The sequence below is a fragment of the Halorubrum trapanicum genome (assembly GCF_002355655.1).
Taxonomy (GTDB): domain Archaea; phylum Halobacteriota; class Halobacteria; order Halobacteriales; family Haloferacaceae; genus Halorubrum; species Halorubrum trapanicum_A.
Genome location: NZ_AP017569.1, coordinates 823663 through 848750, shown reverse-complemented (window position 1 = coordinate 848750; position 25088 = coordinate 823663). Strand labels below are relative to the sequence as shown.

At 70.7% G+C, this 25088-nt stretch carries 27 protein-coding genes; 12 read left to right on the top strand and 15 right to left on the bottom strand.

Translation table 11 applies throughout. The features are described 5' to 3' along the window. Nucleotides 1-121 precede the first annotated feature (121 nt). The 5 genes from CPZ01_RS04150 (at nt 122) to CPZ01_RS04130 (ending at nt 5769) form a co-directional block, all read left to right on the top strand. On the top strand, nt 122-934 hold the full coding sequence (locus tag CPZ01_RS04150) for a DUF2103 domain-containing protein (RefSeq protein WP_096393570.1): 813 nt from the start codon (nt 122-124) through the stop codon (nt 932-934). Between the two features lie 148 nt (nt 935-1082). Next, nucleotides 1083-1796, top strand: a complete 714-nt coding sequence (locus CPZ01_RS04145) for a LysE family translocator (RefSeq protein WP_096393569.1) — start codon at nt 1083-1085, stop codon at nt 1794-1796. Nucleotides 1797-2534: 738 nt separating this feature from the next. Continuing rightward, complete coding sequence (locus CPZ01_RS04140; protein WP_096393568.1) at nt 2535-3587, top strand: NAD(P)-dependent glycerol-1-phosphate dehydrogenase; 1053 nt, start codon at nt 2535-2537, stop codon at nt 3585-3587. Between the two features lie 107 nt (nt 3588-3694). Beyond that, the gene (locus CPZ01_RS04135) at nt 3695-4354 is read left to right on the top strand and encodes a DUF420 domain-containing protein (protein WP_096393567.1); all 660 of its coding nucleotides are present in this window, start codon (nt 3695-3697) and stop codon (nt 4352-4354) included. 92 nt (nt 4355-4446) lie between these two features. Beyond that, nucleotides 4447-5769 (top strand): M28 family peptidase, encoded by a 1323-nt coding sequence (locus CPZ01_RS04130; RefSeq protein ID WP_096393566.1) that lies wholly within the window; start codon nt 4447-4449, stop codon nt 5767-5769. Nucleotides 5770-5940: 171 nt separating this feature from the next. On the opposite strand, the gene CPZ01_RS14960 is transcribed toward CPZ01_RS04130, so the two are convergent. The 10 genes from CPZ01_RS14960 to CPZ01_RS04085 form a co-directional block, all read right to left on the bottom strand. Then, on the bottom strand, nt 5941-6351 hold the full coding sequence (locus CPZ01_RS14960) for a hypothetical protein (protein ID WP_157745925.1): 411 nt from the start codon (nt 6349-6351) through the stop codon (nt 5941-5943). 169 nt (nt 6352-6520) lie between these two features. Continuing rightward, nucleotides 6521-6964, bottom strand: a complete 444-nt coding sequence (locus CPZ01_RS04125) for a DUF7313 family protein (RefSeq protein WP_096393565.1) — start codon at nt 6962-6964, stop codon at nt 6521-6523. 95 nt (nt 6965-7059) lie between these two features. Next, nucleotides 7060-7806, bottom strand: a complete 747-nt coding sequence (locus CPZ01_RS04120; RefSeq protein WP_096393564.1) for a diacylglycerol kinase catalytic domain-containing protein — start codon at nt 7804-7806, stop codon at nt 7060-7062. Nucleotides 7807-7920: 114 nt separating this feature from the next. Continuing rightward, a complete protein-coding gene (locus tag CPZ01_RS04115; RefSeq protein ID WP_096393563.1) occupies nt 7921-8205 on the bottom strand; it encodes a DUF7314 family protein in 285 nt (94 codons plus the stop codon). 4 nt (nt 8206-8209) lie between these two features. Next, on the bottom strand, nt 8210-8641 hold the full coding sequence (locus CPZ01_RS04110) for a DUF7315 family membrane protein (RefSeq protein WP_096393562.1): 432 nt from the start codon (nt 8639-8641) through the stop codon (nt 8210-8212). An 81-nt stretch (nt 8642-8722) separates the two neighbouring features. Then, complete coding sequence (locus CPZ01_RS04105; protein WP_096393561.1) at nt 8723-9511, bottom strand: cytochrome b family protein; 789 nt, start codon at nt 9509-9511, stop codon at nt 8723-8725. 4 nt (nt 9512-9515) lie between these two features. Beyond that, nucleotides 9516-10325, bottom strand: a complete 810-nt coding sequence (locus CPZ01_RS04100) for a cytochrome b (RefSeq protein WP_026046182.1) — start codon at nt 10323-10325, stop codon at nt 9516-9518. A gap of 7 nt (nt 10326-10332) precedes the next feature. Next, nucleotides 10333-10722, bottom strand: a complete 390-nt coding sequence (locus tag CPZ01_RS04095) for a DUF7318 family protein (RefSeq protein ID WP_096393560.1) — start codon at nt 10720-10722, stop codon at nt 10333-10335. Next, nucleotides 10719-11369: a halocyanin domain-containing protein gene (locus CPZ01_RS04090; protein WP_096393559.1), complete on the bottom strand. Its 651-nt coding sequence runs from the start codon at nt 11367-11369 to the stop codon at nt 10719-10721. The genes CPZ01_RS04095 and CPZ01_RS04090 overlap by 4 nt, the downstream gene beginning before the upstream one ends. 95 nt (nt 11370-11464) lie before the next feature. Then, nucleotides 11465-12349 carry a DUF7319 domain-containing protein gene (locus tag CPZ01_RS04085; protein WP_096393558.1) on the bottom strand — a complete coding sequence of 295 codons (885 nt, stop codon included), beginning with the start codon at nt 12347-12349 and terminating at the stop codon, nt 11465-11467. Between the two features lie 200 nt (nt 12350-12549). On the opposite strand from CPZ01_RS04085, the gene CPZ01_RS04080 reads away from it, so the two are divergent. Together CPZ01_RS04080 and CPZ01_RS04075 are read left to right on the top strand one after the other, a co-directional pair. Continuing rightward, nucleotides 12550-13032 carry a DUF7321 family protein gene (locus CPZ01_RS04080; RefSeq protein WP_096393557.1) on the top strand — a complete coding sequence of 161 codons (483 nt, stop codon included), beginning with the start codon at nt 12550-12552 and terminating at the stop codon, nt 13030-13032. 97 nt (nt 13033-13129) lie between these two features. Beyond that, the gene (locus tag CPZ01_RS04075; protein WP_096393556.1) at nt 13130-13750 is read left to right on the top strand and encodes an HAD family hydrolase; all 621 of its coding nucleotides are present in this window, start codon (nt 13130-13132) and stop codon (nt 13748-13750) included. Between the two features lie 34 nt (nt 13751-13784). Here the strand turns inward: CPZ01_RS04075 and CPZ01_RS04070 are convergent, their stop codons facing one another. Next, nucleotides 13785-14675 carry an MBL fold metallo-hydrolase gene (locus CPZ01_RS04070; RefSeq protein WP_096393555.1) on the bottom strand — a complete coding sequence of 297 codons (891 nt, stop codon included), beginning with the start codon at nt 14673-14675 and terminating at the stop codon, nt 13785-13787. A gap of 3 nt (nt 14676-14678) precedes the next feature. Further along, nucleotides 14679-16541, bottom strand: a complete 1863-nt coding sequence (locus CPZ01_RS04065; protein ID WP_096393554.1) for a radical SAM protein — start codon at nt 16539-16541, stop codon at nt 14679-14681. 117 nt (nt 16542-16658) lie between these two features. Between CPZ01_RS04065 and CPZ01_RS04060 the strand changes: the two genes are divergently transcribed. The 3 genes from CPZ01_RS04060 to CPZ01_RS04055 all read left to right on the top strand — a co-directional run bounded on the left by CPZ01_RS04060 (nt 16659) and on the right by CPZ01_RS04055 (nt 17729). Next, nucleotides 16659-17054: a hypothetical protein gene (locus tag CPZ01_RS04060; protein ID WP_096393553.1), complete on the top strand. Its 396-nt coding sequence runs from the start codon at nt 16659-16661 to the stop codon at nt 17052-17054. A 98-nt stretch (nt 17055-17152) separates the two neighbouring features. Next, nucleotides 17153-17308 carry a DUF7559 family protein gene (locus CPZ01_RS15345; RefSeq protein WP_017342671.1) on the top strand — a complete coding sequence of 52 codons (156 nt, stop codon included), beginning with the start codon at nt 17153-17155 and terminating at the stop codon, nt 17306-17308. A gap of 4 nt (nt 17309-17312) precedes the next feature. Next, nucleotides 17313-17729, top strand: a complete 417-nt coding sequence (locus CPZ01_RS04055; RefSeq protein ID WP_096393552.1) for an Hsp20/alpha crystallin family protein — start codon at nt 17313-17315, stop codon at nt 17727-17729. A 16-nt stretch (nt 17730-17745) separates the two neighbouring features. On the opposite strand, the gene CPZ01_RS04050 is transcribed toward CPZ01_RS04055, so the two are convergent. Together CPZ01_RS04050 and CPZ01_RS04040 are read right to left on the bottom strand one after the other, a co-directional pair. Continuing rightward, nucleotides 17746-19017, bottom strand: coding sequence for an NAD(P)/FAD-dependent oxidoreductase (locus tag CPZ01_RS04050; protein ID WP_096393551.1), 1272 nt, complete (start codon nt 19015-19017; stop codon nt 17746-17748). A gap of 612 nt (nt 19018-19629) precedes the next feature. Continuing rightward, nucleotides 19630-20130, bottom strand: a complete 501-nt coding sequence (locus CPZ01_RS04040) for a metal-dependent hydrolase (RefSeq protein ID WP_096393550.1) — start codon at nt 20128-20130, stop codon at nt 19630-19632. 199 nt (nt 20131-20329) lie between these two features. Between CPZ01_RS04040 and CPZ01_RS04035 the strand changes: the two genes are divergently transcribed. Next, nucleotides 20330-21463: a pyridoxal phosphate-dependent aminotransferase gene (locus tag CPZ01_RS04035; RefSeq protein ID WP_096393549.1), complete on the top strand. Its 1134-nt coding sequence runs from the start codon at nt 20330-20332 to the stop codon at nt 21461-21463. Nucleotides 21464-21476: 13 nt separating this feature from the next. Here the strand turns inward: CPZ01_RS04035 and CPZ01_RS04030 are convergent, their stop codons facing one another. Next, on the bottom strand, nt 21477-21770 hold the full coding sequence (locus CPZ01_RS04030) for a hypothetical protein (RefSeq protein WP_096393548.1): 294 nt from the start codon (nt 21768-21770) through the stop codon (nt 21477-21479). 163 nt (nt 21771-21933) lie between these two features. Here CPZ01_RS04030 and ileS point away from each other — a divergent pair, with 163 nt between their 5' ends. Beyond that, on the top strand, nt 21934-25086 hold the full coding sequence (ileS, locus tag CPZ01_RS04025) for an isoleucine--tRNA ligase (protein ID WP_096393547.1): 3153 nt from the start codon (nt 21934-21936) through the stop codon (nt 25084-25086). Nucleotides 25087-25088: the final 2 nt, after the last annotated feature.

The window sequence follows — 25088 nt, the reverse complement described above, 5'->3', positions numbered from 1 at the left end:
GAGGTCGGGGAGGGTAATAAGGGGTCGCTCCGGCTCGGTGCGGCGAACGCCGACCGCGCCTCGACGGGCCGGTCGCACGCCGAACGGACGCCCTTTTATCTTCCACGGCCGTCCGATCGGTATGAACTGCCGGCGGTGTGGGACCCCGATCGAGAAGCCCGGGGACTACTGTCTGACCTGCAACACCGCCAACGCCGACGCGGTCGTCGCCGAGTTCGAGACCGACCGCGCGCACCTGACATTGCTCCGCGAGGACGACGTCGTCGGCGAGACGACGGTCACCACGCGCCCGGAGGAGGGCGAGCGGCTGAGCGAAGTCCAGCTGCGGAACTTCGCGGGGCGCGTCGCGGACGAGATCCGGCGGAAGCGCCCCGAGACCGTCTACGCCGCCGGCGAGCGCGAACCGCTCCGCGAGACGCGCGCGCAGCTCCACCACGAGTTCTACCGCGTCCCCGACGGCGGCGCGGGCGGGAGCGGTCGCGGCGGCGAACGCGGCGCGGCGACCGGGGACGCCCCCGCGGACGACGGCCGCGAGCCGGACGTGAGCCCGGTCGTTCGGTGGGTCCTCGACCGGCGTGGCGACCGTTCGCTGGCGGTCGTCGAGACGCCGCCGCGCGAGAAGATCGGGGGATCGCACTCCACGCTCATCGGCGACCGCAAGGGACGTAAGGCCGTCCAGACCGTCGCGGAACACCCGCACGTCAAGAAGATCGTCCCCGGCCCCATCGACGCCGGCGGGACGGGGTCGCGGACGGGCCTCCGCGCGAAGGCGACGCGCGCGGGGACGAACGGCAACGTCCGGCTCCTCCTCCGGGACGGTTCCAGCGTTCAGGAGAACCGGATCGTCACCACCGCGATGGACCGCGAGACCGGCGAGCGCGTCCGCGAGGACCTCAACGAGGCGCTCCGCGACGCGGAGCTCCAGGACGCGTAGCCGCGAGCCACGGTCCCGGTCGGGCTCCGACCCCAGTGTTCGGATCCGTCCGTCGATGCGTCGATCTCGGGCGTGCCGTCCGGAACCGGCCGTTACCGACCGCCTCTCCGTCGCGAGGTTTTTCACGAAACCGGGCGTTGCGAGCGGTGTGAGTACCCTCGTTACGCTCGGTGCGGGCGTCGTCTTCGGCCTGGCGCTCGCGGCGCCGCCCGGCCCGATGAACGCGGTGATTGCCGAGGAGTCCGTCCTCCGCGGGCGCCTCGCCGGCTTCCGAGCCGGGCTCGGCGCGGCGACCGCCGACGCGATATTCTTCGTCCTCGCGTACGTCGGCGTCGTCGCGGTCGTGGAGTCGCTCCCGCTGCTCCGGGCCGCGATGGTCGCGGTCGGCGGCGTCTTGATGTTGTACTTCGCGGTCGACGCCGCCCACGGCGCCCGCGCGTCGTTCCGCCCGACCTCGGGCGAGGAGCCGATCGCCGCGGAGGGGAAGGGGTTCCGCAAGGCGCTGGTGCTCGCCTTAACGAACCCGTATCAGGTGCTGTTCTGGCTGACCGTCGGAGTCGGGCTGTTGCGACCGGGGGAGCTCGACGTGCTCTCCCGGCTACCGGTGGTCGGGCCGGAGCTGGCGGGGACGTTCGTCGTCGCCACCGGCTCGCCCGCGCTCATCGGCGGGTTCTTCCTCGGGGTGTTGGCGTGGATCGTGGGTTTCCCGACCGGGCTCGTCGCCGCCGAGCGCCGGATCGAGACGTTCGCGCCGATCGTCGCGGTCGGCTCCGCGGTCGTCCTCGCCGGCTTCGGCGTCTACTTCCTCTACGACGCGGCGACGACGGTCGACGCCCTAACGTTCCTCGCCGGTGTCGTGTGAGGGACGCGGGGCGACCGAGGCGGCGACGAAGCGATCGGAGGCTCCCGGCGTCGCGGGCGCTCATTTATAAGTGGTTGATACCGGAGCGGCGGCGAACACCTCCGAAGCCCCAGCCGCTCACTTATAAACGATCGACCGCGGATCGACTGTGAACACCGCCGAATCCCCAGCCGCTTGCTTATAAATATCCAATCACAGATCGGCAGCGAACACCGCCAAAGCCCCAGCCGCGAGGCGGGCGCACGCTCGCTGTGCTCCTCGGTCGTTCGCTGTGCTCCTCGGTCGCTCGCTGTGCTCCTCGGTCGCTCGCTGTGCTCCTCGGTCGTTCGCTTCGCTCACTCCCCGCGGTGCTCACGTCGCCTGCGGCCGCCTCGCGGCAGCGTGGCGCGTAGCGCCACGGGCAGCGAGGGACGCAGTCCCTCGGGCAACCGGGCGTCGCCCGGTGACAGCCGGCGGCGGAGCCGCCGGTGACTGCCCCTTTGACTCCCGCCCCTACAGCGACCGCACCTCACACCTCCCCAGCCTCGTCGGCCGGCCTCCGCTTCGCTCCGGCCGGCCGACTCCCTCGTGCGGTCGGTTCGCGGCCCTGCGGGCCGCTCACCGGCGCACGCCACCGCCGTTCATTTATAAATAATCGTCGTACTCCGACCCCGTTTACGGCGGTACCTCCGACTCCGCGGCGCCGCTGTCCGTCCGAGAATCCGCATCTTCTAGACCCTCCGGTCGCGTATCTGAGCCATGTTCGAGAAGACGACGTGGATCAAGCTCCCGCGGAACGTCCTCGTGGGACACGACGTCATCGACGACCTCGGGGAGGCGGTCGGCGAGCTCTACCTCACCGGGCGGCCGCTGATCGTGACGAGCCCGACCCCCAACGAGATCGCCGGCGACCGCGTCCGGGCGCAGTTCGACGACCCCGCGACCGCCGTCGTCGACGAGGCCTCCTTCGACGCCGTCGAGGAGCTGAAGGCGACGGCCGAGGCCGTCGACCCCGGCTACCTGATCGCCCTCGGCGGCGGGAAGCCGATCGACATCGCGAAGATGGCCGCCGACCACCTCGACGTCGGCTTCGTCTCCGTCCCGACCGTCGCCTCCCACGACGGCATCGTCTCGGGGCGCTCCTCGATCCCCGAGGGCGACACCCGTCACTCGGTCGCCGCGGACCCGCCGCTCGCCGTCGTCGCGGACACGACGCTGCTCGCGGAGGCGCCGTGGCGGCTCACCACCGCGGGCTGTGCGGACATCATCTCCAACTACACCGCGGTGAAGGACTGGCGGCTCGCCCGCCGCCTGCGCAACGTCGAGTACAGCGAGTACGCGGGCGCGCTCTCGGAGATGACAGCGGAGCTGCTCGTCGAGAACGCCGACATGATCCGCCCGGGCTTAGAGGAGTCCGCGTGGGTCGTCGTGAAGGCGCTCGTCTCCTCCGGGGTCGCGATGTCGATCGCCGGCTCCTCGCGGCCCGCCTCCGGCGCCGAGCATCTCATCTCCCACCAGCTCGACCGGATCGCGCCCGGCAAGGCGCTCCACGGCCATCAGGTCGGCGTCGCCTCGATCATGACGGAGTACCTCCACAGCGGCGAGAACGGGCGGTGGAGCGCCATCCGCGACGCCCTCGACGAGCTCGACGCCCCCACGACCGCGGGCGAGCTGGGGATCGACGACGCGGAGCTGATCGCGGCCCTGACGAGCGCCCACGAGATCCGCGACCGCTACACCATCCTCCAGGGCGGGATCAACGAGGAGGCCGCGGTCGAGGTCGCGACCGCGACGGGCGTCATCGAGCGGTAGTCGCGACGCCGCTGTCGCGACGACGCTTTCGGGACGGGCGGGGGCGAAACGTCCCGCCCGACGGGAGCACCCGAAGCCGACTTATCGCTCCGTTCCCTCCGTCCGATATGTCCACCGCCAGCGTTCGCGAGCGGGCCAAAGCGCGGGCCACAGAGATAACCGTCCTCCTCACGCTCGTGGGTTACGGCGCCGTCGGCGGCGTGTTCCTCGTGCCGGAGTTCCAGGCGCTGTTCCCCACGCTCACGCAGGAGACCGTGAACCTCCTCGCGCACGCCATCGCCGCCGTCAACACGGTCACCGTGATCACCCTCTCGCTCGGCTGGTACTGGATCCGCAACGACGAGGTGAAGAAACACGCCGCCGCGATGACGACCTCGTTCGGCCTCATCCTCCTGTTCCTCGGGATGTACCTCCCGAAGGTGGCCGGCGGCGGCACCAAGGAGTTCGTGTTGGACTCGGCGTACGCCTGGGTCCCGCTGTGGGACCCGGTGTATCCCGCGTACCTGATCATGCTCGCGATCCACATCATTCTCTCCGTGGTCTCCGTCCCCGTCGTCCTCTACGCGATCGTCCTCGGGCTCACGCACACGGAGCGGGAGCTGCGGACGGAGACGCCGCACCGACGCGTCGGGCGGATCGCCGCGAGCGCGTGGATCCTCTCGCTCGTCCTCGGGGTCGTCACCTACCTCCTCTTGAACCACCTGTACGACTCGACGTTCGCGGCCGCCGAGGCCGCGACGGTCCTCCTTCCGGCCGTCCCGGTCTGAGCGCTTCGACGAATCCGTCGGCTCCGCCCCCCGCTTCCGGCCGCCCCCGCCGCCACCGAAACGCTTGAGCGGCGGCCGCGACACCCACACCCATGACAGAGTGGATCGGCGAGACGTTCACGAGCGACGCGGGCTGGAACCACCTCCTCGACCTCGTCGACGTCGGCGACCGGATGGCCGGCTCGCCGGGCGAGCGCGAGGCCTTGGAGCTCACGCGCGACGCGTTCGCCGACGCGGGCGCGCGCAGCGCGGCGATCGAGGAGTTCGAGATCCAGGGCTGGGAGCGCGGCGACAGCGCGGTCCGGGACGCCGCGACCGGCGAGCCCGTCGCGGTCGGCCCGAACGAGTGTATCGCGCTGCCGCGCAGCCCCAGCGGCGAGGCGACCGGCGAGTTCGTCGACCTCGCACACGGCGTCCCCGAGGACTTCGAGGCCGACCTCGACGGAAAAGTCGTGATGGCCTCGTCGGACACCCCCGACTCGGTCGACCGGTTCATCCACCGCCGCGAGAAGTACTACCGCGCGGTCGACGCGGGCGCGGCCGCCTTCGTCTTCGCCAACCACGTGGAGGGGACGCTCCCGCCGACCGGCAGCGTCGGGACCGCCGACGACCCGATCGGGGCGATTCCGGCGGTCGGCGTCTCGAAGGAGACCGGCGCCCGGCTCGCGCGACGCAACGAGGGCGACGACCTGACCGTCGCGGTCGACTGCGAGACGCCGACCGCGACGAGCGGGAACGCGGTCGCGGAGCTCGGCCCCGACACCGACGAGCGCCTGATCGTCTCCTCGCACGTCGACGCCCACGACCTCGCGGAGGGCGCGATGGACAACGGGGCCGGCACGGCGACGATCGTCGAGGTCGCGCGGGCGCTCGCCGCGCGCGAGGACGAACTCGACGTGAAGGTGCGGTTCGCCGCGTTCGGCGCCGAGGAGGTCGGTCTCGTCGGGTCGTCGGTGGCCGCCGAGGCGGCCGACCGGGACGCGGTCCGCGCGGTCGTCAACGTCGACAGCAACGTGTACGGCCGGACGCTCCGGCTCGACCACCACGACTTCGACGCGCTGGCGGCGGCCGCGGAGCGCGTGAGCGACCGCTTCGATCACCCGGTCGCGACGGGGAGCGAGCTGGTCCCCCACAGCGACCACTGGCCGTTCGTGAAGCGGGGGATCCCGGGGTACATGATCTCGGGCGAGACCGAGGGGCGCGGCCGCGGCTGGGGGCACACCCACGCGGACACGCTCGACAAGCTTGAGTCGCGGAACCTCCGGGAGCAGGCGATCCTCCTCACCGAACTCGTCGTCGACCTCGCCGAGACGGACGCGTCGATCCCGCGCCGGGACACCGATGAGATCGCGGCGGCGCTCGAAGCGGAGGGGAAGGCGACGGGGATGAAGCTCACCGGCGACTGGACGTTTTGACGAAGGAAGCGTCGGGACAGGGCGATCGAGCAGGACGCCGGAAACCCGCCGCCTTCTCGGCCCTAACAAACAGCAACTTGGTTTGTCTAGAAGTGTTAATTAAGAACTGACGGAAATGTAGACGATGCGCTCGGAGACCGGGAACAACTACCGAGAGAGACTACGTGGCTGTTAGGCCGGTACAGCAAGAACAGTCGCCGAATAGGCGGTGACCGAATCGTTCGGGTCTTCAGCAGTTACGACAAGCGTGGTCTCACCGCCAGGATCAACGGTTTTTGTTTCGGTTTGTGTCACGACCGCGTTCTCGTCATTGCTGACCTCCCAGATGACCTCGGCATCCGTGTCAGCGGTTCTCTCTGAGTTGTTGCTGACGGTGATCGCCAGTTCGTATCCAGTATCAGTGGCAGAAAGATCGGTTGACGCGGAAACGCTCACCATCGGCCCCTCGACAACCATCTCACCGTCAAGACTGGGACCGAACCCGCCGTCAAGACACCCGGCGGTCGCGAGGATCGTTCCGCTGGTTACCAGCGTGGCGGTTGATCTCAGTGCGCCGCGACGCGTACTGGTATTTTTTTCCACCACCCCAAATATCTGGACGAACGCATATAAATCACTGTGGAGAGGGGTAGGTGGAGCGTGACGAAAGGACCGGGCGAGGGGGGAGATAGAGGGAGCGTCGGAGCGGTGGAGAAGGGGAACGGGAACGTCACGCGCCGAGCGCAAATTCGCTCAATTCGGAGCGCGCCCGTCAGGCGACGACGAACTGGTTCCAGATCCCTTCGACGACGAAGAACAGCGCGAAGTACGACGTCCACACTAACACGACCAGCGAGGCGGCGATCGAGCTCTTCGGCGCCTCGATCTCCATGTCGTTGCGGGCCTCGACGTTGCGCGCCTCCAGCTCGAAGAAGTCGGCGATGAACATCGCCAGGACGAGGACCGACAGGATCGTCCCTCGCACGGGCGCAACGAGGATGTATACGAACGACAGGAGGACGAGCCCGACGTTGGTGAACACGTGCGGCGTGTACGCCTCCACGCTGTCCGCCTCCTGTCCCTGATCGACGTGTCGCCTGTGCGCGAGGTGCCGGGTCGCGAGGTTCGCGACGGTCATCACGAAGATCGCGTACGGCAGCGCCGGCCCGGCGGCCGCCAGCCAGCCGAGGGGAACGAGGAACTGCAGTGGGTCCATATCCACCATTTCCGTTCACGACGTATTAGAGTGTTTCCGATCGGCGCTCCCGCGACGGGGCCGCGGACGCCGTTGGGCGCGAGGGAGCAGCCCCCTCACTCCGCCGTCGCCGAGAGGAGATCGACCGTCGCCGCGATCTCGACGCCGACCGCGCGGTGCGGCTCGACGGTCCCGCGGCGATCGCCGTCGACGACCAGCGCGACCGGTTCCGCCTCGCGCTCGATCGTGACGCGGACGCCGCCGCTCGCGACCCACGTCTCGGGGCGAGTCGTGAACGGCGAAACGGGGACGACCGAGAGGCCGCCGCCGGGTGAGACGACCGGTCCGCCGGCCGCCGCCGCGTAGCCGTCGCTCCCGAGCGGCGTCGCGACCACGGCGCCGTCAGCGCGCACCGAGACCGACTCCCCGTCGGAAAAGGCGATCCCGTACTCGGAGATCCGGGCCGGCTCCGCCGTCACGAAGGCGACGTCCGCGGCCGCGAACCGACGGGGGGCGTCGCCGGCGCCGTCGACCGCCAAGACGGGGTGCGCGACGCGAGAGAACCCGTCGACCGCGTTCGCCGATCCGCCGAGCCAGTCGTCGGCGTCCGCGATGCGGTCGGCCGCGAGGTCCGGGTTGACCGCGTGACGACCGTCCCCGATCGGGAGGATCGGACTCGAACGCCCGTCATCGGTCGCGGCCGCGCGCATCGCCTTCCGAAGCGCGGCGTCCCCGACGGCGACGACCGCGTCCGCCTCGGTGTGGTCGACGAGACGGGCGCCCGCGCCGTCGACCGCCGATCGGATCGCCGCCGCCGGGTCGCCGTCGCCCAGAACCGCGAGGCGGCGCGTCGGCTCACTCATGCGCGAGGCTGGGGCGAGCGGCGGTGAAAAGCTCTCGGTTCGTCGGCGAGGACCGTCGCCGCCGCTCTCGGACGGCGGAACGGACGGAGAAAGGGAGACGAGGGGGGGGTACGTTCAGTTCGCGGCCGCGTCGTCGTCGCCGTCGTTGAGGGCGTCACGGAGCTGCCGGCTGGCGGGGATGAGTACCCAGAACGTCAGCGCGCCGAGGATCATCAGCCAGAACAACACGTCGCCCGCGAGCAGACCGACCTCGCCGTACGCCGTGTTCACGCCCTCCGCCGGGTTCACGAGCTGTGACACCTGGTAGTACGACGGTGTCCGGTACCAGCCGCCGAAGGTGATCCACCCGAGACCGCCGATCGTGAACAGGGCGAAGCCCTTCATGAACTCGTCTGCCATTATCTCACGTTTCGCTGGAGTCGTCTTGAGACTTTCCCATCCCTCGTCCGCGGAACCGGGTCCCGAGCACGTACACGGCGGTCCCGAGGACGATGAAGCCGACGCCGGTGATCGCCAGCACCGCCACGAGGACGTCTTCCGGCGGTACGATCCCGGCGCTGTCGAGCAGGTAGACGATTGTCGCCCGGACGAAGCTTATCTGAAGCGTCGCGGCGTCGATGAGCGTGAACCCGACGAGGTAGGTGACGACCGCGGCGAGCGTCGAGAAGACGGTCACGGCCTTGTACAGCCGGAAGGGGACGACGACCTCCCGGCCGCTCGCTCCCTCTCGCGGGCCCGTCGGCTCGTTACGCGGGTCGGCGTCGTCGTCGGCCGCGATCGGATCGCCGGTCTCGTCGAACGCCTGCGAGGCGTCGCCGTCTGTTGAGGATGACATGGGAATACGGAGCGTCGGAACGGCGGGGGCGGGAGCCCGGCCGCGCTTCGGCAGCGGGACCGCAGCGGACTGTGTCGGTCGCTACTTCGGCGGCCGCAGCATGTAGTACCGGCGGTTGAGGTCGTACATGTACCCTTCGCGCATCGTCTTCAACACCGCGTAGGTGATGACGCCGCCCGCGATCGGGACCATGAACACGAGCGACATCAGCAGCTCGGTCGGCACCGGGAAGAAGTTCTGGATGGCCAGCACCGCAAGCGTGATCGCCAGGATGACCCCGGTCACGCCGAGCGCGGCCCAGCCCGGCTCCTCGACGGGGCGCCGCGCGTTCCCCTTGTTGAGGAAGGGGACGAGCGTGATGACGCCGAAGATGGCCCCGTGGGCCACGAGCCCGTACAGCTCGTTGGACATGATGATGTTCCCGCCCAACACCTCGAGCCCGGGGTTGATCGGGCTGAGCTTCAGGAGGCCGAACGACCAGTAGAGGTACCAGTCGGGCAGGATGATCGCCGGCGTGGAGCCGGGGTTCGCCGGGTCGCCGAAGTGCGACGGCAGGATCGAGGCCACGAGCAGGATGGTCCCGAGGAAAAAGGAGGTGATCGCGAGGTTGCGGATCGTCTCGTGGGGCCACGTCGGGAAACCCAGCACGTCGCGCTCGACGTACGTCGACTCGGCGCGCAGGTCCTCGTCCTCGCGCCGGGAGCGCTCGAAGTACTGGTAAGTGAGCTGTGCGAGCCCCTGGCTGCGCTCCTTCCGCTCGGACCAGGTCGGCGTCTCGTCGTCCGGCGGGACCGTCGCCGGCGGACCGCCGTCGGTGCGCGCCTCGTCGTCGGTGCCTCCGTCCGTCGTGGGTGTGGTGTCGTCGGTCATTGGATTAGTGCGGCTCCGCGATGCCCTGCACCCAGACGATGCCGACGTGGATCGCGATGAGCGCGGTGACCACGAACGGCAACACGAACACGTGCAGGATGTACATTCTCACGAGCGTCGCCTGTCCGAGGGTGAAGCCGCCGAACAGCAGCTGGGCCGCCCACTCGCCTACGATGGGGGTCGCGAGGGCCAGCTCGACGCCGATCTGCGCCGCCCAGAAGGACAGCTGCTTCCACGGGAGGACGTACCCGGAGAAGCCGAACAAAAGCGTCAGGGCGATGAGCACGACGCCGAGGATCCAGTTGACCTCGCGCGGCTCCTTGTACGCGCCGGTGAAGTAGACCCGCAGCATGTGGAGGAACACCGCCGCCACCATGAACTGCGCCGCCCAGCGGTGGATCGACCGGAGCATGAAGCCGAACTGGACGTCTTTCATGATCATCACCATCGAGTCGTACGCGGCGGTGGGGTCGCCCTGTGCCGCCGCGCCCGCGGTCGACGGGGCGTAGTAGAACCCGAGCAGCGCGCCCGACACCGCCGCGAGCAGGTACGCGATGATGGAGAGGGACCCGAGCGAGTACAGCGGGTACCAGTACCAGAACTTGTTGTCGAGGTCGTACTGCTCGGTGTGGCTCTTCGGCATCTGGAGGTTCGCGCGGTAGTACATCGTCTCCAGCAGCTCGAGGTAGTCGACGATGCGGAGCCGCTTGTCCAGCCAGATGAGCGTGGTCAGGAACGCCGTCTCGATGGCCGTGAGGTCCTGACTCTTGAGCCACGCGTTGTGGTCCATGTCGTCTTGTTTTTTCAGACTCATTGTCGAATCACTTCTTGTAGTACGGGTACACCGCGCGCTTCACCGTCTCCGCGAGGCCGCCCGTGTCGATTCCCTTGCCCTCCTTGTCCTCTTCGCGGACGTACAGGTCTTCCCACTTCCGCCGACGTTTCTTCACAATCATCACGTCTGGAAGGAACTCTTTCCGGTACAGGAGCAGAATGAACGCAAGATCAATAAAGATGAAGGCCAACAGCGCGCCGACGTACATGTTCCCCGCCTCCGTCGACGCCCACGCGGACATCAGTCCGTAGGTGAACAGGGCGACGAACACGACCTCGATGACGGTGAGGAGGACGATCGCGATCGCGGCGGCGGTGCTCTCGCGGGCCGGCTCGTACCGGTGGATGTCGCCGTACGAGGAGCCGCCGGAGCTCATCTGGCACCTCCGTGGCCCGTGTGGGCCGACTCGCCGTACTTGAGCATGTAGAACGTGAACACGAACGTCATCCCGATGCCGAGCATCGCGGAGATCCCGACCCAGTGAGCGTGGAGGGGGACGCCGACCTTGGCGATGTTCTCCGGCCACCCGGTGTTGCCGCCCCCGCCGACCTCGACGGTGGCGACGTCCTCGCCGACGGCGATGCCGCCGTGCATGCCGACCGCGGTGTGGGGGACGCAGTGGTAGTGAGTGATGCCGGCGTCCTCGCTCGACGTCTCGTACTCGTAGGTGTACCCCTCCTCGCCGACGGGGTTACCGCTGTCGAGGCTGGCCGGGCCGCCGCCCTCGACGGTCTGGACGTTGTGCGAACCGCCGTTACCGGTCCACTCCCAGACGATGGTCGTCCCCTCGTCGACCCAGACCAGCGTCGGGTCGAACGCGAGGCCGTTGCTGCCGGCGCCGACCGAGATGGTCACCTCGTCCTGGCCGCGGGCGTCGGTGTACGACCCGACGTTTCCGTCGGCCGCCCCGCTGGGCCAGTCGGGCTGTACCTCCTGTGCAGCCACCGTTCCGGTCGCCCCGGCGGAGGCCGCGACGGCGGCGGTCGCGCCGCCGGCCGTCCGCACGAAGTCCCGCCTTTTCATACAGGCTCACTCGGGACGGGGTTCGCTTAAACCCACCGACTGAAACCGCCGACGTGGAGGAGGTCTCGGGGTCTGAAACCGTCGAAATCGTCGGATTACTCCTCTCGGTCACGCTCGGTTGCGTCGGCGTCCTCGTCGGCCGCGACGCCGTCCTCGACGGGGACGAACTCGGGGCGCTGTTTCGCCTCGCGGAGCGCGCGCAGTCGGTCCCGGTACTCCTCCGAGCGGAACCGGTCGGAGAGCCGTGCGTTCGCCACCATCGCGAGCAGGAAGACGCCGATCAGGAGGAAGACGATGCCCATCGCCGGCGCGACGATCGTCCCGAGGTCGGCCACGGCGCTCGCGACGAGGAGCGCCGCGCCGGCGAGCACCTGGACCGCGGCGACGGCCTGCACCACGAGGTTGCCGAACTCGCCGGAGCCCTCCGGGACGCTGTCCGGGTGCGGGAGCGACCAGTTCTCCGGCGGCTCGGGGACCTCGTACGACTCCATCGCCGCGAGCGCGACGACCGGCTCGATGTCACGAAGCACCGTTCCCTCGCCGCGCACCTCGCCCGTCGGGCGGATGATCGCGTACCCCTCGTCGGAGTAGACGAGGATGCGCTCCTCGCCGTCCTCGCGGACGCGCTCCAAGACGCCGAACACGTCGCGGGTCGCGATGCGGGACTTCAGCTCGGCGTCGACGCGGTCTAAGAGTCGGTCGCCGGTGATCCACGTGTCCGGGTCGAACGCGGCGTCCCACTCCTCCGCGTTCATCTGCGCCATGTCCGACGGGCCGAAGTCGTCGAAGTCGTACTCCGACTCGACCCGCTCGCGGAGGGCCTCGATGTCGGTCTCGTCTTCCGGGGCCCCGTCGGCGTCGGCCGCTGCGGGATCGGCGTCCCCGGCCGCCGAACCGCGCTCGTCCCGACCCTCGGGCGCCGGATCGGCCGACTCCTCCGGCGGCGACTCCGACTCCGACCGCGTCGAGGTGTCCTCCATCGACCGACGCTACGTGCTCCTGACGCTAACTGTTTTCGTCCGCGCCCGGGAGCCGGGGGCGCGGGACGGCAGGTCGGGAGTGCGGGACTGCGGGCCGGAAGAGCGCGGCGACACGGCGGAACGCCGGACGACGCACCGGGAGGACCCCCTCGCCGGGCGCGGATCGCGGGGCTTTACGCGCCGGAGCCCGTACCGTCGGTATGGTCGACGAGTCGGTCATCGCGGCGCTCGCCGGGATGTCCGTGACGGCGAGTCTCCCCTTCCTCCTGTACGGCGCCTGGATCATGATCGACACGGAGACCGTGACGTGGAACGTGCTGATGCGGCACCTGCGGTACATCCTCGCCGGCCTGGTGCTCACGACGGTCCCCATCGTCACCTGGATGATCCCCCGCGTCCTCGACCAGGTGAGCGGGATGGCGATCCTCCACGCGTTCTTCGGCGTTCAGGCGTACGCGCTCCTCGCGTTCGCGCTCACCGGGATCGTTCGGATCTTCCAGGCGAAGCGGAACGCCGACGCCTACGAGGACCCCGACGTCGACATCGACGAGATCCACGAGGACATGGGCCACTGGCGCAAGCGGCTCCGCGCCGGCGTCGCCGGGTTCATGCTCCTGTGGCTGTGCGCGTGGGTGACCGGCCTCTACCGCCTCGTCACCCTCCACTTCGGCTCGTTCCTCTGACCTCGGCGCGCGGCCGCGACCGGGGCGTCGCGCGGGCGTCGACGCCGGTCGCACCGACCGACAGCTTCAATCCGGGTTTGCCCGTAACAGGGGTATCGTGGCAGTCACCTTCGACCTCTTCGGGACCCTCGTCGACGTCGAGTACCCGTCCGACCCGGCGGAAGCGGTCGCGCGCGAACTGGAGTCCCGCGGCGTGACGGTCCCCGACGACTGGCACGTCGCGTACGGGGAACAACACGTCGAGGCGCCGGCGGGCGCGGAGGTCCCCCTCCCAGCGCACGTCGCTCGCGCGCTCGACTCCCGCGGCGTCGACGCGGACCAGAACGTCGCTAGGCACGCCGTGGTCGCGGCGTTCGACCCGGACGTGACCCGACGCGACGGCGCGCTCGACGCGGTCCGCGGCGCCGGCGAGCGCGGCCCGGTCGGGCTGCTCTCGAACTGCGCGGTGCCCGAACTCGTCCCGCGGACGCTGATCCGCGCCGGGCTCCGCGGCGAGTTCGACGCGGTCACGACGAGCGTCGGCTGCGGCTGGCGGAAGCCCCACCCCTCCGCGTTCGAGGCCGCGGCGGAGGCGCTCGGGACGTCGACGACCGGGCTCGTCCACGTCGGCGACGACCCGGAGACCGACGGCGGGATCGTCGCCGCCGGCGGCCGCTTCGTCGACGTGACCGAGACGCCGCTGTCCGAGGTCGTCGCCGAACTCGGAGCGGAGCAGTAGCGCGGTTCGACTGGCGGCGAGAACCGCGGCGTCGTCAGTCGAACCCCCGGTCGGCCAGCCGCGCGCGCCACGCCTCGCCGATCCGACCCTCCGCGACCAGCTTCTCGACGTGGGCCGCGACCGTCGCCAGCGCGAGGTCCCGCACGCCGGAGAGGTCCCTCTCGTAGGCGCCGTCGACGACCGCGTCGAGGTCGGCCGCGCCGCCGTCTATCGCGGCGATCACGTCGCGCTCGCGGGCCAGTCGGTGTTCGATCAGCCGGTCGCACGTCGCCGCCGGGTCGTCGATCGCGGGCCCGTGCCCGGGGAGGAGCCGGTCGTAGCCGGCGTCGCGCACGCGTTCGAGGCTCGCGAGGTACGCGGACAGGTCGCCCTCGGGCGCCGCGACCGCGACGCTCCCATCCGCGACGGCGAGGTCGCCGCAGCATAGCACGGTGCGGACCGCAGTCGACGGCCCGCCGGCCGCGAACGCGACGTGGTCCGGCGCGTGTCCCGGCGCGTCGACGACGCGGACCGCGGTGTTGGCGACTGTCTCCCCCGGTGCGACCGTCTCGTCGGGGGCGACACCGGTCGCCTCGGTGAACCGGTCCGCGTGGCCCTCGCGGGCGACGACGGTCGCGCCCGTCAGCGCCGCGTAGTCGGCCACCGCGCCGACGTGGTCCTGGTGGGCGTGGGTGACCGCGATCGCCTCGATCGGAGGGGCGTCGGCGGGGCTGGCGGGGCCGAGGCCAGCGTCGTCCGACGGGAGCGACCCGCGCGCCGCGAGCGCGGCGTCGAGCGCGTCCGTCCGGGCCGCCGGGTCGACGAGGAGCCCGTCGAGCAGGTACGCGTTCGTGGTCCCGCCGGGGGCGCGCGTGTCGACGGGGACCTCGACGCGGGCAACCGCGGGGTCGCCGTCGTCGGCCGAAGTCGGGTCGTCGCCCACCATCTATCAGTCCCCGCGTCCGAGCGAGGACCGCGCGGCCGGACCGGGACCGGAGCCGGGGCGCTCGCGGCCCGGGATCGGCACGTCGGTGTCGCCGGCGACGGCGTACGCCGAGAGGTCGACGGTCCCCGGAGCGACAGCGTCGACCGCGTCGACGGAGTCGTACGGCCGGCCGACCACGACGTCGCCGGCCGTGCTCCGGTTGATCCCGGGGATCGCCGTCAGCTCGTCCATCGAGGCCGCGTTGACGTCGAGCGGGTACGGGACGCCGGTCACGGAGCGGTAGCCGTGGTCGGTGATCGCCACGTCGATCGTGGTCCCCAGCTCGCGCTCGCCGGGGACCGCGACGAGGAGCGCGTACGTGCCCAGCTGGCGACCGAACGTCTTCCCGTCCTGATGGTATTCGAGGTGGAGGTCGGGCAGGACGGTCCCCGGCGGGACGACGCGGTCGAGCATGGGGTTGTCGATGGTCTCGCGCACCTCGCGCTTGTACGCCTGGAACTGGTCTTTGTGCTCCTGTGCGATGTCGGCGCCCGTCTCCGCCATCTCCGTGCCCGCGAACGCCATCACCTGGCGGATGTTGATCCGGCGGAGCATCAGCCCCTCGTCGTACACCGTCTGGAGGAACTCCTTGTTGTGTTCGTACGTCTCGGGGCGCTCGCCGGCGAGCCCGTGGACGAGGTTGATCCCGGGGAGGAGCTTCGGGAGCCGCGGCGAGGCGTCCGGGCCGGTCGAGGGGCCGGTGACGCGGGTGGTGTCGCCGGGCGTCGTCTCGGGGCCGTCGCCCGGGCGCCAGCCGCCCTCCTCGTTGACGACGCGGACGGCCTCCAGACACTCCTCGGCGGTGACGAGCAGGTTGTTCTCCTCCTGAACGACCGGATCGGCCGATTCGAGACCGAACGCGGCCGTGTCGCCGGGCGTGTTGTGCTCGGCGATGACGCGGATCGCCTCGCGGGAGGCCTCGGGGTAGTCCGTGATCGTCACCGGGTTCATGTTGTCGAGGTGGAGCGTCCGGAGGTCGGGCGCGACCTCGCGGATCCCGCCGTACAGCTCCCGGAGCGCGTCGGGGTTCGGCGCCTCGCCGTCGCCGCCGAACGCGAGGATGTCGGCCTGCCGCCCGAGCCGGAAGTGTCTGACCCCGCGGTCCGAGAGCGCGTCGACCTCGTCGACGACCGACCGCGCCGCGCGGAACGCCGGGTCGCCGTACAGCGGCTCCGTACAGAACGAACAGCGGTACGCGCAGCCGCGCGAGGTCTCCATCTCGCAGATGAGGTAGTCCGGGTGGTTGGGGTGCTGCTCGACGACGAACGCCCCCTGCCGGGCCCAGCGGTCGACCTCCTCGTTGGTCCGCATCCGGTTGCCGTACCCCTCCAACCCCTCGCGGACGAGGTCGTGGGCCGCGGCCTCGACGTCGCCCATCGCGACGAAGTCGTAGTCGAGGTCGTCGCGCTTCGTCTCCTGTGCGCCCGCGTTCTCCTCGCCGACCCCGAAGCGCACCGGGCCGCCGAGCAGCGTCACGCCGTCGGCGGTCCAGCCGAGCTCGCGCACCTCGTCCGGCTCCGCGGGGGTGCCGCCGACGTACTTCCCGGGCACCGTCATCCCGCCGACGTACACCATGAGGTCGGCGTCCGCCACGTCGGCGTGTTTCGACCGGTCCTCGCGGAGCTCGTCGATGGTGTGGTAGGTGATCTGCGACTCCGGGACGCCCGCGTCGACGAGCGCGCCGGCCGTGTACCGGGGGTACGTCGAGAGGTACGGCGGGACGCCGAAGTGGGCCGGCTCGTCGACGTACCCGTCGACGACGGTGACGGCGAGGTCGTTCGGGTCGGCCGGGAGCGACCCCCGGGCCGACGCGGGCGAATCGGTCATGTTACCCTCCGTAGTCGGCCGAGAGGGGAAAAGCGTGCGGAGTCCGCCGGGGGCGGAACGGACCGACGGAACCCGCCGGCCCGATCGCTTATGCCGGATCGCTCGAAACCGCGACTCGTGTCCTCCAATACGCCCGCTCGACGACAGCGGCTCGGACAGTACCTCGCGGTCGCCCTCGTCTGCGCCGTCGGCGCGGGCCAGTTCTACGCCGCCGACCCGCGCCCGTGGGGCGCCGCGGCCGCGTGGGCGGTCGGCACCGCCCTGCTCGTCGGACCGCTCGCGTGGCTCGCGCGGGACCGGCTCCCGTCGGACCGGTACGAGACGCTCGCGTACGTCGCCGCGGGAGCCGCGATCCTCGTCGCGGTCGTCTGGCTCGGCGTTTCCCTCGCGTTCGCACCCGCGCTGTTCCCGTACGGTCCGGGGTTCGCCGCCGGCGTCGCGTCCGGGACCCTCCTCGTGTTGCTCGCGGAGCGGACCGTCGTTCCGGAGCGCATGCGCGGCGCGGGGCTCTGACCGGCCCGTCGCGCGGGGCGCCGATCGCCGCGCGCTTCGCGCCACCTCGTCGCCGCCGCCACGCCGTTTAAGCCCTCGCCGGCACAACGGATCGGTATATGCCATCGACGATGGAGGTCAAGTGCGTCAGCGACGACTGCGAGCTGGACATGTTCGAGAACCACTACACGTACGACGTGCCCGACGACCACGCGGTAGAGGACCTCTCGTGTCCGTACTGCGGGGGGAGCGACCTCGTCGAAATCGAGGTGTGAGCCGGTGAGCCGACTCGTCGAGACCGGTCGGTCCGCGCTCCGGAGCGCCCTCGAACGCGTCGGCCGCGGGTGGGGCCGCGTCCAGGAGCGCCGCCCGCTCTCGTCCGACCTCCTCGAGAGCGACGACGCCTACCTCGTCGTCTTCGACGCCCCCGGCGTCCGCGGCGAGGACGTCGACGTGACCTTCCTCGACCGCACCGTCGAGGTAAACTTAGAACGCTTCCGCGACTTCTACGACGGCTACGACCTCGTGTTCCCGGGCCGCGGCGTCTCCCTGTCTGGGAGCGTCGACCTCCCGCGCGACGCCGACGTGACGCCCGAGGGCGCGAACGCGACGCTCACGCGCAACGGCACGCTCCACGTCGAGATCCCCAAGCGCGGCGGGCCGAGCGACGTCGACGTGGTCGAAGAGGACGACTGACAGCGCCGACTACCTTTCAAATATCGTCCGTCCGGGTCGACAGCGACATCCCCTCCGCGATCTCGAACTCCTCGTCGCCGTCGAACCGCTCCGGGTCGAACGCGCCGATCCACGGGGAGTCCGAATCCCCGACCGCGACGCCCGCGAGCGACGCGAGCACGCCCTCGGCGACCGTCTCGCCGATCGCCGGCGCGCGCATGAACCCGTGCCCCTGCCAGCCGGCCGCGACGAAGAGGGTGGGACCGGCCTCCCCGCTCGCATCCACCGGCCCCACGAGCGGGTCGCCGTCGGGCGTCGCGGTACAGAGTCCGGCCCACGCCCGCGAGACGTCCGTGTCGGGATCGATTCGCTCGGCGCGACCGTCGCCGTGCTCGGTGCCGACGAGCCGCTCGCCGAGGACGGCGACGACGTCCTCGCGGAACCAGTCGTCCGCCTCCCGTCGGTAGTCGTCTGGGTCGGCCGGGACGGGCTCCGTGCCGTCGCCCGCGAGCAGTCCGTCCGGGTGCGGGCGGAAGTACGCGTCCGCGGTGGCGTCGTAGACCATCGGGCCGTCGTAGGCCCCTCCGGCGACGAGCGCCTGAACGCGGTAGGGGACGACCGGGACCGAGAGGCCGGCGTCCGCCAGCAGCGACCGGGTGTGCGCCCCGGCGGCGACGACGACCGCGTCGAACGCGCGCGTTTCGGCCCCCCGGTTCTCGTCGGCTTCGGCCTCGCGGACAGATATCTCGCGCCCCGCGTCGGTCCGCGGGCCGAGCGCGACAGCCGTCTCCGTCTCGACCGCGACGCCCTCCCGAGCGGCCCGCTCGCCGAGCGCGCGGACGTAGCTCGGCGGGTCGGTCCACCCCGCGCCCTCGGCGACCGCCGCGACGGCGAGGTCGTCGGTCCGGAGCGCGGGGAAGCGCTCGCCGAGCGCGTCGGGGTCGACGACCGACACCTCGCACCCGTGTCCGCGCATGCGCTCGACCATCGCCGGGACGGCGTCGGCGTCGGGGTCGCCCTCCCGGACCGCGATGACGTACGGGCACGCGGAAAACGAGAAGCCGGGGAGCGACCGGTCGAACGCGCGGAACCGCTCCAGCGCGCGGGCGCCGACCGCGGCGTCGACGTCCTCGGCGTAGGCGTCGTAGAGGACCCCCGCCGCGCGCCCGGAGCTCTCGGCCGCCAGCTCCCCGCGCTCGAACAGCGTCACGTCGGCGCCCCGGGCCGCGAGGTCGCCGGCCGCCGTGACGCCGACCGCGCCGCCGCCGACGACCGCGACCGACGGCGCGGCCTCGTCTTCCTCGGTCATGGGTCGGGACACGCGAGCGACGACGAAAAGCCACCGGGACGGCGACGGAAACACTGCGGTGGCGCGTGCCTGCGAGCGGCCGCCGGAGGCGGCCGCGAGTCAGCACCGCGCGAGGGAGTCGCGAGCGATGCGGGCGACCGGAGGGAGCCCCAAGCGAGCGACGAGGCTGGGGAGGCGTGAGGTGCCGTGCCGTGCGGTGCGGGGTGGGACTCAAAGGGGCAGTCGCGAGGGCGGCGCAGGCGACGCAAGCACCGCAGAGAGGGAGCGAGTGAAACGAGCGACCGACTGAGGAGCGCAGCGAGCGTGCGCCGCCCTCGCGACTGGGGCTTTGGAGGAGATCGCCGCCGAGCCGTTAGCAGCTATTTATAAGTAAGCGGCTGGGGCCTTGGCAGTGTCCGCGGCTGATCTACTATCTATCACTTATAAACGAGCGGCTGGGAATTTGCGAGTGCTTGCGGTCGACCCCCGGACATTCATTTATAAACGAACGGCTGAAAATCCGAAACTGTGCGCCGCCGATCCGGTGTCGCTTACTTATAAACAACCGACTGAACCTTCCACGCTATCGTCGACGCCGCCGATCGCCGGACGACCGCCTCAGCCGCGATTTATTTATAAACCCAACCCCGCTGCGGCCTGCGAGGCAGCCGAGAGGTCGAGATCGAGGTTGACGACGTAGGTGTGGATCGCCCAGAAGCCCGCCAGCTCGATCGCGGTGATGATCACGGTGACGAGGTCGGCGTACTTGCTGCTCGTCGTCACGCCGCTCGGCAGCCCGAACTCCCTGTCCGAGAGCGGGTGGAACAGCGCGATGCCGCGCCGGCTCCCGACCACGTCGAGGAGGTAGTGGGTCAACACGCCGATCCACACGTACTGGAGGTTCCCGAAGACGATCGGGTACGCGAGGAAGACCGCCAGCACGGGGAGGCTGTGGAGCGTCTTCCGGTGGCGCCCGAAGGCGGTGTCGACGTCGGGGAACAGCGCTCCAAGCACGACCGGGACGGTGATCTCGGCGACGGTGGTCGCCGTCGCCATGTCGAGGCCGGGCTCCACGATGAACCCGAGCCCGAGGGCGAGCAGCAGGCCGTTGAGGACGTGGCCGCGTTTGTTCATACCGCTCGCTTCGCGCGTCGATAGGTCAAACCACCGGATCGCGGCGACGATCGCGGGACGGGCGTCCCCCGGTCCACCTCGGCCACGGCGCAACGACCCGCTCCGCCGCGGTCCGCACCGCCGCTCCGCCGCGGTCCGCACCGCCGCTCCGCCGCTCCCGGGTCGAAAGAGCCACGGCGGGCGCGCCCGACCCGACCGTATGGAGTACGAGGAGCCGAAGTTCTTCCACGTGATGCAGTACGCCGCGGCCGCCGACGGCGACGTCATCGACATGGTGAGCGGCAACCCCGACTGGGAGCCGCCCGCCGCGCTCCGGGAGGCGCTCCGCGAGTACGCCGACCTCCCGCCCGCCGACTTCCAGTACCCCCCGAGCGACGGGCTCCGCGAGCTCCGGGAGGCGATCGCCGAGCGCCGCGGCGTCGACCCCGAGCGCGTGGTCGTCACCAACGGCACCGGCGAGGCGAACTACCTCGCCATGGCGCGCGCGCTCGACCGCGGGGCGGGCGACGAGGCGCTGTTGATGGACCCGGTGTACCCGTACTACCCCGGGAAGACCCACCTGCTCGGCGGCGAGCCGACGCTCGTCCCGACCGACCGCGACGGGAGCCTCGACGTCGACGCGGTCCGCGAGGCGGCGAGCGAGGACACCGCCCTGATAGTCTTAAACACGCCGAACAACCCGACCGGCGCCGTCTACGACCTCGACACGGTCCGGGAGGTCGTCGCGGTCGCCGAAGCGGTCGACGCCTTGGTCGTCGTCGACGAGGTGTACGACCGGTTCGACCTCGCCGGCTCCTTCGAGTCCGCCCTCACCCTCGATTCGGACCGCGTCGTCGTCACCAGCGGCTTCTCGAAGTCGATGGCGATCACCGGGCTCCGCGTCGGCTACGGCGTGTTCCCCGAGGCGCACGTCGGCGACGCCAAGACCCGGCACATGCTCGTGAACGTCACCGGCGCGCGCCCCTCGCAGTACGCGGTACACCACGCGCTCGCCGAGACGCCGCCGGAGTACTACGCCGAGTCACGGGAGCTGCTCGCCGACCGCGTCGACGCGTTCACCGACGCGCTCGACGCGGCCGGCGCGGAGTACAGCCGCCCGGAGGGCGCCTTCTACGTCCTCGCGCGCTTCGAGGGGTTCCCCGGCACGATGGCGAACGTCAAGCGGCTGGTCGACGAGGCGGGCGTCGCCGGCATGCCCGGCGAGGCGTTCGGCACCGCCCGCGACGAGTGGATCCGCTTCGCGCTGGTGACGCCGCGCGCGACCGAGGCCGCAGAGCGGCTCGCGGACTACTTCGCGGACGGGGCGCCGGAAACGCCGGCGGACCCGCGGTAAGCGGCGGCGACCGCTACCCGCCGCCGCCCCCGCCGAAGCCCCCCTTCCCCGCCTCGGCCTCTCGCTCGCGGCGCTCGCGCTCGTCGTCCGCGTCCGCCGCCGGTCGCTCCGACGGCGACCGCTCCGGCGCCGACGCGGACCGCCGCGCCGAGAGCGCCCACCCGAGCGCGTACGTCGCGACCGCGGCGGCGACCCCCGCGGCGGTGCCGAGGAACTGTGCGCCGACTGCGAACGAGACGGCGGCCAGCACCGGCCCGCCGAGGAGCGCGTACCCCAGATTCTCGCGCACGACTCGCGGCGTTTCCATGCCCCGATCGTTCGGTTCCCGGTGGAAGTGTCTTGTCCCGTTTCGCCGCCGCTGAACCGTTCCGGGGACTCCGCAGCCGCTGAATCGTTCCGGGGACTCCGCAGCCGCTGAACCGTTCCCACGACTCCGCCGTATTCAAATACGCGCGCGCAGACCAACGCGTATGGAGCAGATCGACGACCAGTACGCGCCCGCGGACGTCGAGTCCGCGGTCGACGAGTACTGGGACGAGCACGACGCCTACGAGGCGGCGAAGGAGGCGCACGCCGACGACCCGCCGTTCTTCTTCGTGGACGGCCCGCCGTACACCTCCGGGCAGATGCACCTCGGGACGGCCTGGAACAAGACGCTGAAGGACGCCGTCATCCGGCACAAGCGGATGACCGGCCACCGCGTCACCGACCGCCCCGGCTACGACATGCACGGGCTCCCGATCGAGGTGAAAGTCGAGGAGGAGCTCGGCTTCGAGAACAAGCGGGACATCGAGGAGTACGGGATGGAGTCGTTCATCGAGACGTGCAAGGAGTTCGCCCTCGAAAACCGGGCGGCGATGGACGAGGACTTCAAGTCCATCGGCGTGTGGATGGACTGGGAGGACCCCTACGAGACCATCTCGCCGGAGTACATGGAGGCCGCCTGGTGGGCGTTCTCCGAGGTCGCCGACAACGGGCTCGTCGAGCAGGGGAAACGCTCCATCTCGCAGTGCCCGCGCTGCGAGACGGGGCTCGCCAACAACGAGGTCGAGTACGAGGACGTGGAGGACCCCTCCATCTACGTGAAGTTCCCGCTCGCGAACCGCGAGGGAAGCCTCGTCGTCTGGACGACGACGCCGTGGACCATCCCCGCGAACACCTTCGTCGCCGTCGACGAGGAGCTCACGTACAACGCCGTCCGTGCCGAGAAGGACGGCGAGGCGGAGCTCATCTACGTCGCCGCGGAGTGCGTCGAGGACGTGCTCGGGGAGGGCCGGTACGAGGAGTACGAGGTCGAGGCCGAGCTGACCGGCGAGGAGCTGGTCGGCTGGGCGTACGACCACCCGCTCGCCGACCGCGTCGCCGAGTACCCGGACTTCGAGGGCGCCGGCGAGGTGTACGCCGCCGACTACGTGGAGGCCGACCGCACCGGGCTCGTCCACTCCGCGCCGGGCCACGGGGAGGAGGACTTCGAGCGCGGCACCGAGCTCGGCTTAGACATCTTCTGTCCGGTCGGGCCGAACGGCGAGTTCACCGAGGCGGCCGGCGAGTACGCCGGCCAGTTCGTGCGCGACGCCAACGACGACATCGTCGAGGACCTCGTCGCCGACGGCCACATGCTCGCGCACGGCACCGTCGAGCACAGCTACGGCCACTGCTGGCGCTGCGACACCGGGATCATCCAGCTGGTCACCGACCAGTGGTTCATCTCGATCACGGACGTGAAGGAGGACCTCCTCGAGAACATGGAGGACTCCGAGTGGCACCCCGAGTGGGCGCGGGACAACCGGTTCCGCGACTTCATCGAAGACGCGCCGGACTGGAACGTCTCCCGCCAGCGCTACTGGGGCGTCCCGATCCCGATCTGGGTGCCCGAGGACGCGGCGGCCGGGAACCTCGACGAGGACATGATCGTGATCGGCACCCGCGAGGAGCTCGCCGAGCGCGTCGAGGAGGACGTCGACCCCGAGTCGATCGACCTCCACCGCCCCTCCGTCGACGATCTCACGATCGTCGAGGACGGCACCACCTACCGGCGCGTCGAGGACGTGTTCGACGTGTGGCTCGACTCCTCCGTCGCGACGTGGGGCACGCTCGGCTACCCGAGCGACGAGGCCGCGCACGACGAGCTGTGGCCCGCCGACCTGATCATCGAGGCGCACGACCAGACGCGCGGCTGGTTCTGGTCGCAGCTCGGGATGGGCACCGCCGCGGTCGATCAGATCCCCTACGAGGAGGTGTTGATGCACGGCTTCGCCAACGACGAGGACGGTCGGAAGATGTCGAAGTCGGTCGGCAACATCGTCACGCCGGAGGAGGCGATCGAGCGCGCCGGCCGCGACCCGCTCCGCACCTACCTCCTCTCGCACGACCAGCAGGGGGTCGACCTCGCGTTCGAGTGGGACGGGCTCGGCGAGCTACAGGGTAAGCTCAACATCCTCTGGAACGTGTTCCGCTTCCCCTTGGAGTACATGGAGCTCGACGGCTACGATCCCGCCGACGCCGACCTCTCCGACGGCGAGCTGGAACTCGTCGACGAGTGGGTGCTCTCCCGGCTCCAGTCGGTCGAGGCCGAGGTCGTCGACGCCTGGGACGACTACCGCGTGAGCGACGCGGTCAACGCCGTCATCGAGTTCGTCACGCAGGACGTCTCGCGGTTCTACGTGAAGGCCGTCCGCGACCGCATGTGGGAGGAGGCCGACTCCGCCTCCAAGCGCGGCGCGTACGCGACGCTCGCGACCGTCCTCGACGAGGTGATCCGGCTGCTCGCGCCGATCGCCCCGTACCTCTCCGAGCGGATGTACCAGCGGCTCGACGGCGCGGCGACGACGGTCCACGCGCTGTCGTACCCCGAGCCGGACGCCGACCTGCGCGACCCCGACCTCGAACGCGACGTGGCGGTCTTCCGCGACGTCGAGGAGGCGGCCGCGAACGCGCGCCAGCAGGCCGGCCGGAAGCTCCGCTGGCCCGTGCCGCGGGTCGTCGTCGAGACGGACGACGAGACGGTCGCGGCCGCGGTCGACCGGCTGGAGGAGCTGATCGCCGACCGCGTCAACGCCCGCGAGGTGGTCGTCACCGAGGCCTTCGACGAGCTCGTCGAGACCGCGGAGCCGCAGATGGCCGCCATCGGCCCCGCCTTCGGCGGCGACGCGCAGAAGGTGATGGAGGCGGTCCAGGGCGCGAGCCGCGCCGCGGTCGAGGGCGGCGAGGTGGCCGTCGACGGCGAGCCCGTCGACCTCGACGACGAGATGGTCGAGTACGTCGCGGAGCCGCCGGCGAACGTCTCCGGCGCCGACTTCGAGGGCGGCACCGTCTACGTCGACACCTCGCTGACCCCCGACATCGAGTCCGAGGGGTACGCCCGCGACGTGATCCGCCGGATCCAGGAGATGCGCAAGGAGCTCGACTTGGACGTCGAGGCGCGGATCCGCGTCGGCGTCGCCGTCGACGACGAGCGCGTCGCCGGCTTCGTCGACGACCACGCCGACCTCATCGCCGGCGAGGTGCGCGCCGACGCGTGGCTCGACGACCCGAGCGACGCCGCCGACGCCGAGGGCGGCCTCGTCGAGGAGTGGGACGTCGAGGAGACGACCGTCACGATCGGCGTCGAGCCGGTCGCGTAGGG

What these genes read in the sequence shown, in the direction of transcription:
- CPZ01_RS04110 (WP_096393562.1), bottom strand. Translation starts at nt 8,641, where the DNA reads ATGTCATCCTCAACAGACGGCGACGCCTCGCAGGCGTTCGACGAGACC.
- CPZ01_RS04070 (WP_096393555.1), bottom strand. Translation starts at nt 14,675, where the DNA reads ATGGTGGGCGACGACCCGACTTCGGCCGACGACGGCGACCCCGCGGTT.
- CPZ01_RS04105 (WP_096393561.1), bottom strand. Translation starts at nt 9,511, where the DNA reads ATGACCGACGACACCACACCCACGACGGACGGAGGCACCGACGACGAG.
- CPZ01_RS04150 (WP_096393570.1), top strand. Translation starts at nt 122, where the DNA reads ATGAACTGCCGGCGGTGTGGGACCCCGATCGAGAAGCCCGGGGACTAC.
- CPZ01_RS04120 (WP_096393564.1), bottom strand. Translation starts at nt 7,806, where the DNA reads ATGAGTGAGCCGACGCGCCGCCTCGCGGTTCTGGGCGACGGCGACCCG.
- CPZ01_RS04040 (WP_096393550.1), bottom strand. Translation starts at nt 20,130, where the DNA reads ATGAACAAACGCGGCCACGTCCTCAACGGCCTGCTGCTCGCCCTCGGG.
- CPZ01_RS04090 (WP_096393559.1), bottom strand. Translation starts at nt 11,369, where the DNA reads ATGAAAAGGCGGGACTTCGTGCGGACGGCCGGCGGCGCGACCGCCGCC.
- CPZ01_RS15345 (WP_017342671.1), top strand. Translation starts at nt 17,153, where the DNA reads ATGCCATCGACGATGGAGGTCAAGTGCGTCAGCGACGACTGCGAGCTG.
- CPZ01_RS04085 (WP_096393558.1), bottom strand. Translation starts at nt 12,349, where the DNA reads ATGGAGGACACCTCGACGCGGTCGGAGTCGGAGTCGCCGCCGGAGGAG.
- CPZ01_RS04035 (WP_096393549.1), top strand. Translation starts at nt 20,330, where the DNA reads ATGGAGTACGAGGAGCCGAAGTTCTTCCACGTGATGCAGTACGCCGCG.
- CPZ01_RS04080 (WP_096393557.1), top strand. Translation starts at nt 12,550, where the DNA reads ATGGTCGACGAGTCGGTCATCGCGGCGCTCGCCGGGATGTCCGTGACG.
- CPZ01_RS04115 (WP_096393563.1), bottom strand. Translation starts at nt 8,205, where the DNA reads ATGGCAGACGAGTTCATGAAGGGCTTCGCCCTGTTCACGATCGGCGGT.
- CPZ01_RS04140 (WP_096393568.1), top strand. Translation starts at nt 2,535, where the DNA reads ATGTTCGAGAAGACGACGTGGATCAAGCTCCCGCGGAACGTCCTCGTG.
- CPZ01_RS04100 (WP_026046182.1), bottom strand. Translation starts at nt 10,325, where the DNA reads ATGAGTCTGAAAAAACAAGACGACATGGACCACAACGCGTGGCTCAAG.
- ileS (WP_096393547.1), top strand. Translation starts at nt 21,934, where the DNA reads ATGGAGCAGATCGACGACCAGTACGCGCCCGCGGACGTCGAGTCCGCG.
- CPZ01_RS04135 (WP_096393567.1), top strand. Translation starts at nt 3,695, where the DNA reads ATGTCCACCGCCAGCGTTCGCGAGCGGGCCAAAGCGCGGGCCACAGAG.
- CPZ01_RS04030 (WP_096393548.1), bottom strand. Translation starts at nt 21,770, where the DNA reads ATGGAAACGCCGCGAGTCGTGCGCGAGAATCTGGGGTACGCGCTCCTC.
- CPZ01_RS04125 (WP_096393565.1), bottom strand. Translation starts at nt 6,964, where the DNA reads ATGGACCCACTGCAGTTCCTCGTTCCCCTCGGCTGGCTGGCGGCCGCC.
- CPZ01_RS04130 (WP_096393566.1), top strand. Translation starts at nt 4,447, where the DNA reads ATGACAGAGTGGATCGGCGAGACGTTCACGAGCGACGCGGGCTGGAAC.
- CPZ01_RS04095 (WP_096393560.1), bottom strand. Translation starts at nt 10,722, where the DNA reads ATGAGCTCCGGCGGCTCCTCGTACGGCGACATCCACCGGTACGAGCCG.
- CPZ01_RS04065 (WP_096393554.1), bottom strand. Translation starts at nt 16,541, where the DNA reads ATGACCGATTCGCCCGCGTCGGCCCGGGGGTCGCTCCCGGCCGACCCG.
- CPZ01_RS04050 (WP_096393551.1), bottom strand. Translation starts at nt 19,017, where the DNA reads ATGACCGAGGAAGACGAGGCCGCGCCGTCGGTCGCGGTCGTCGGCGGC.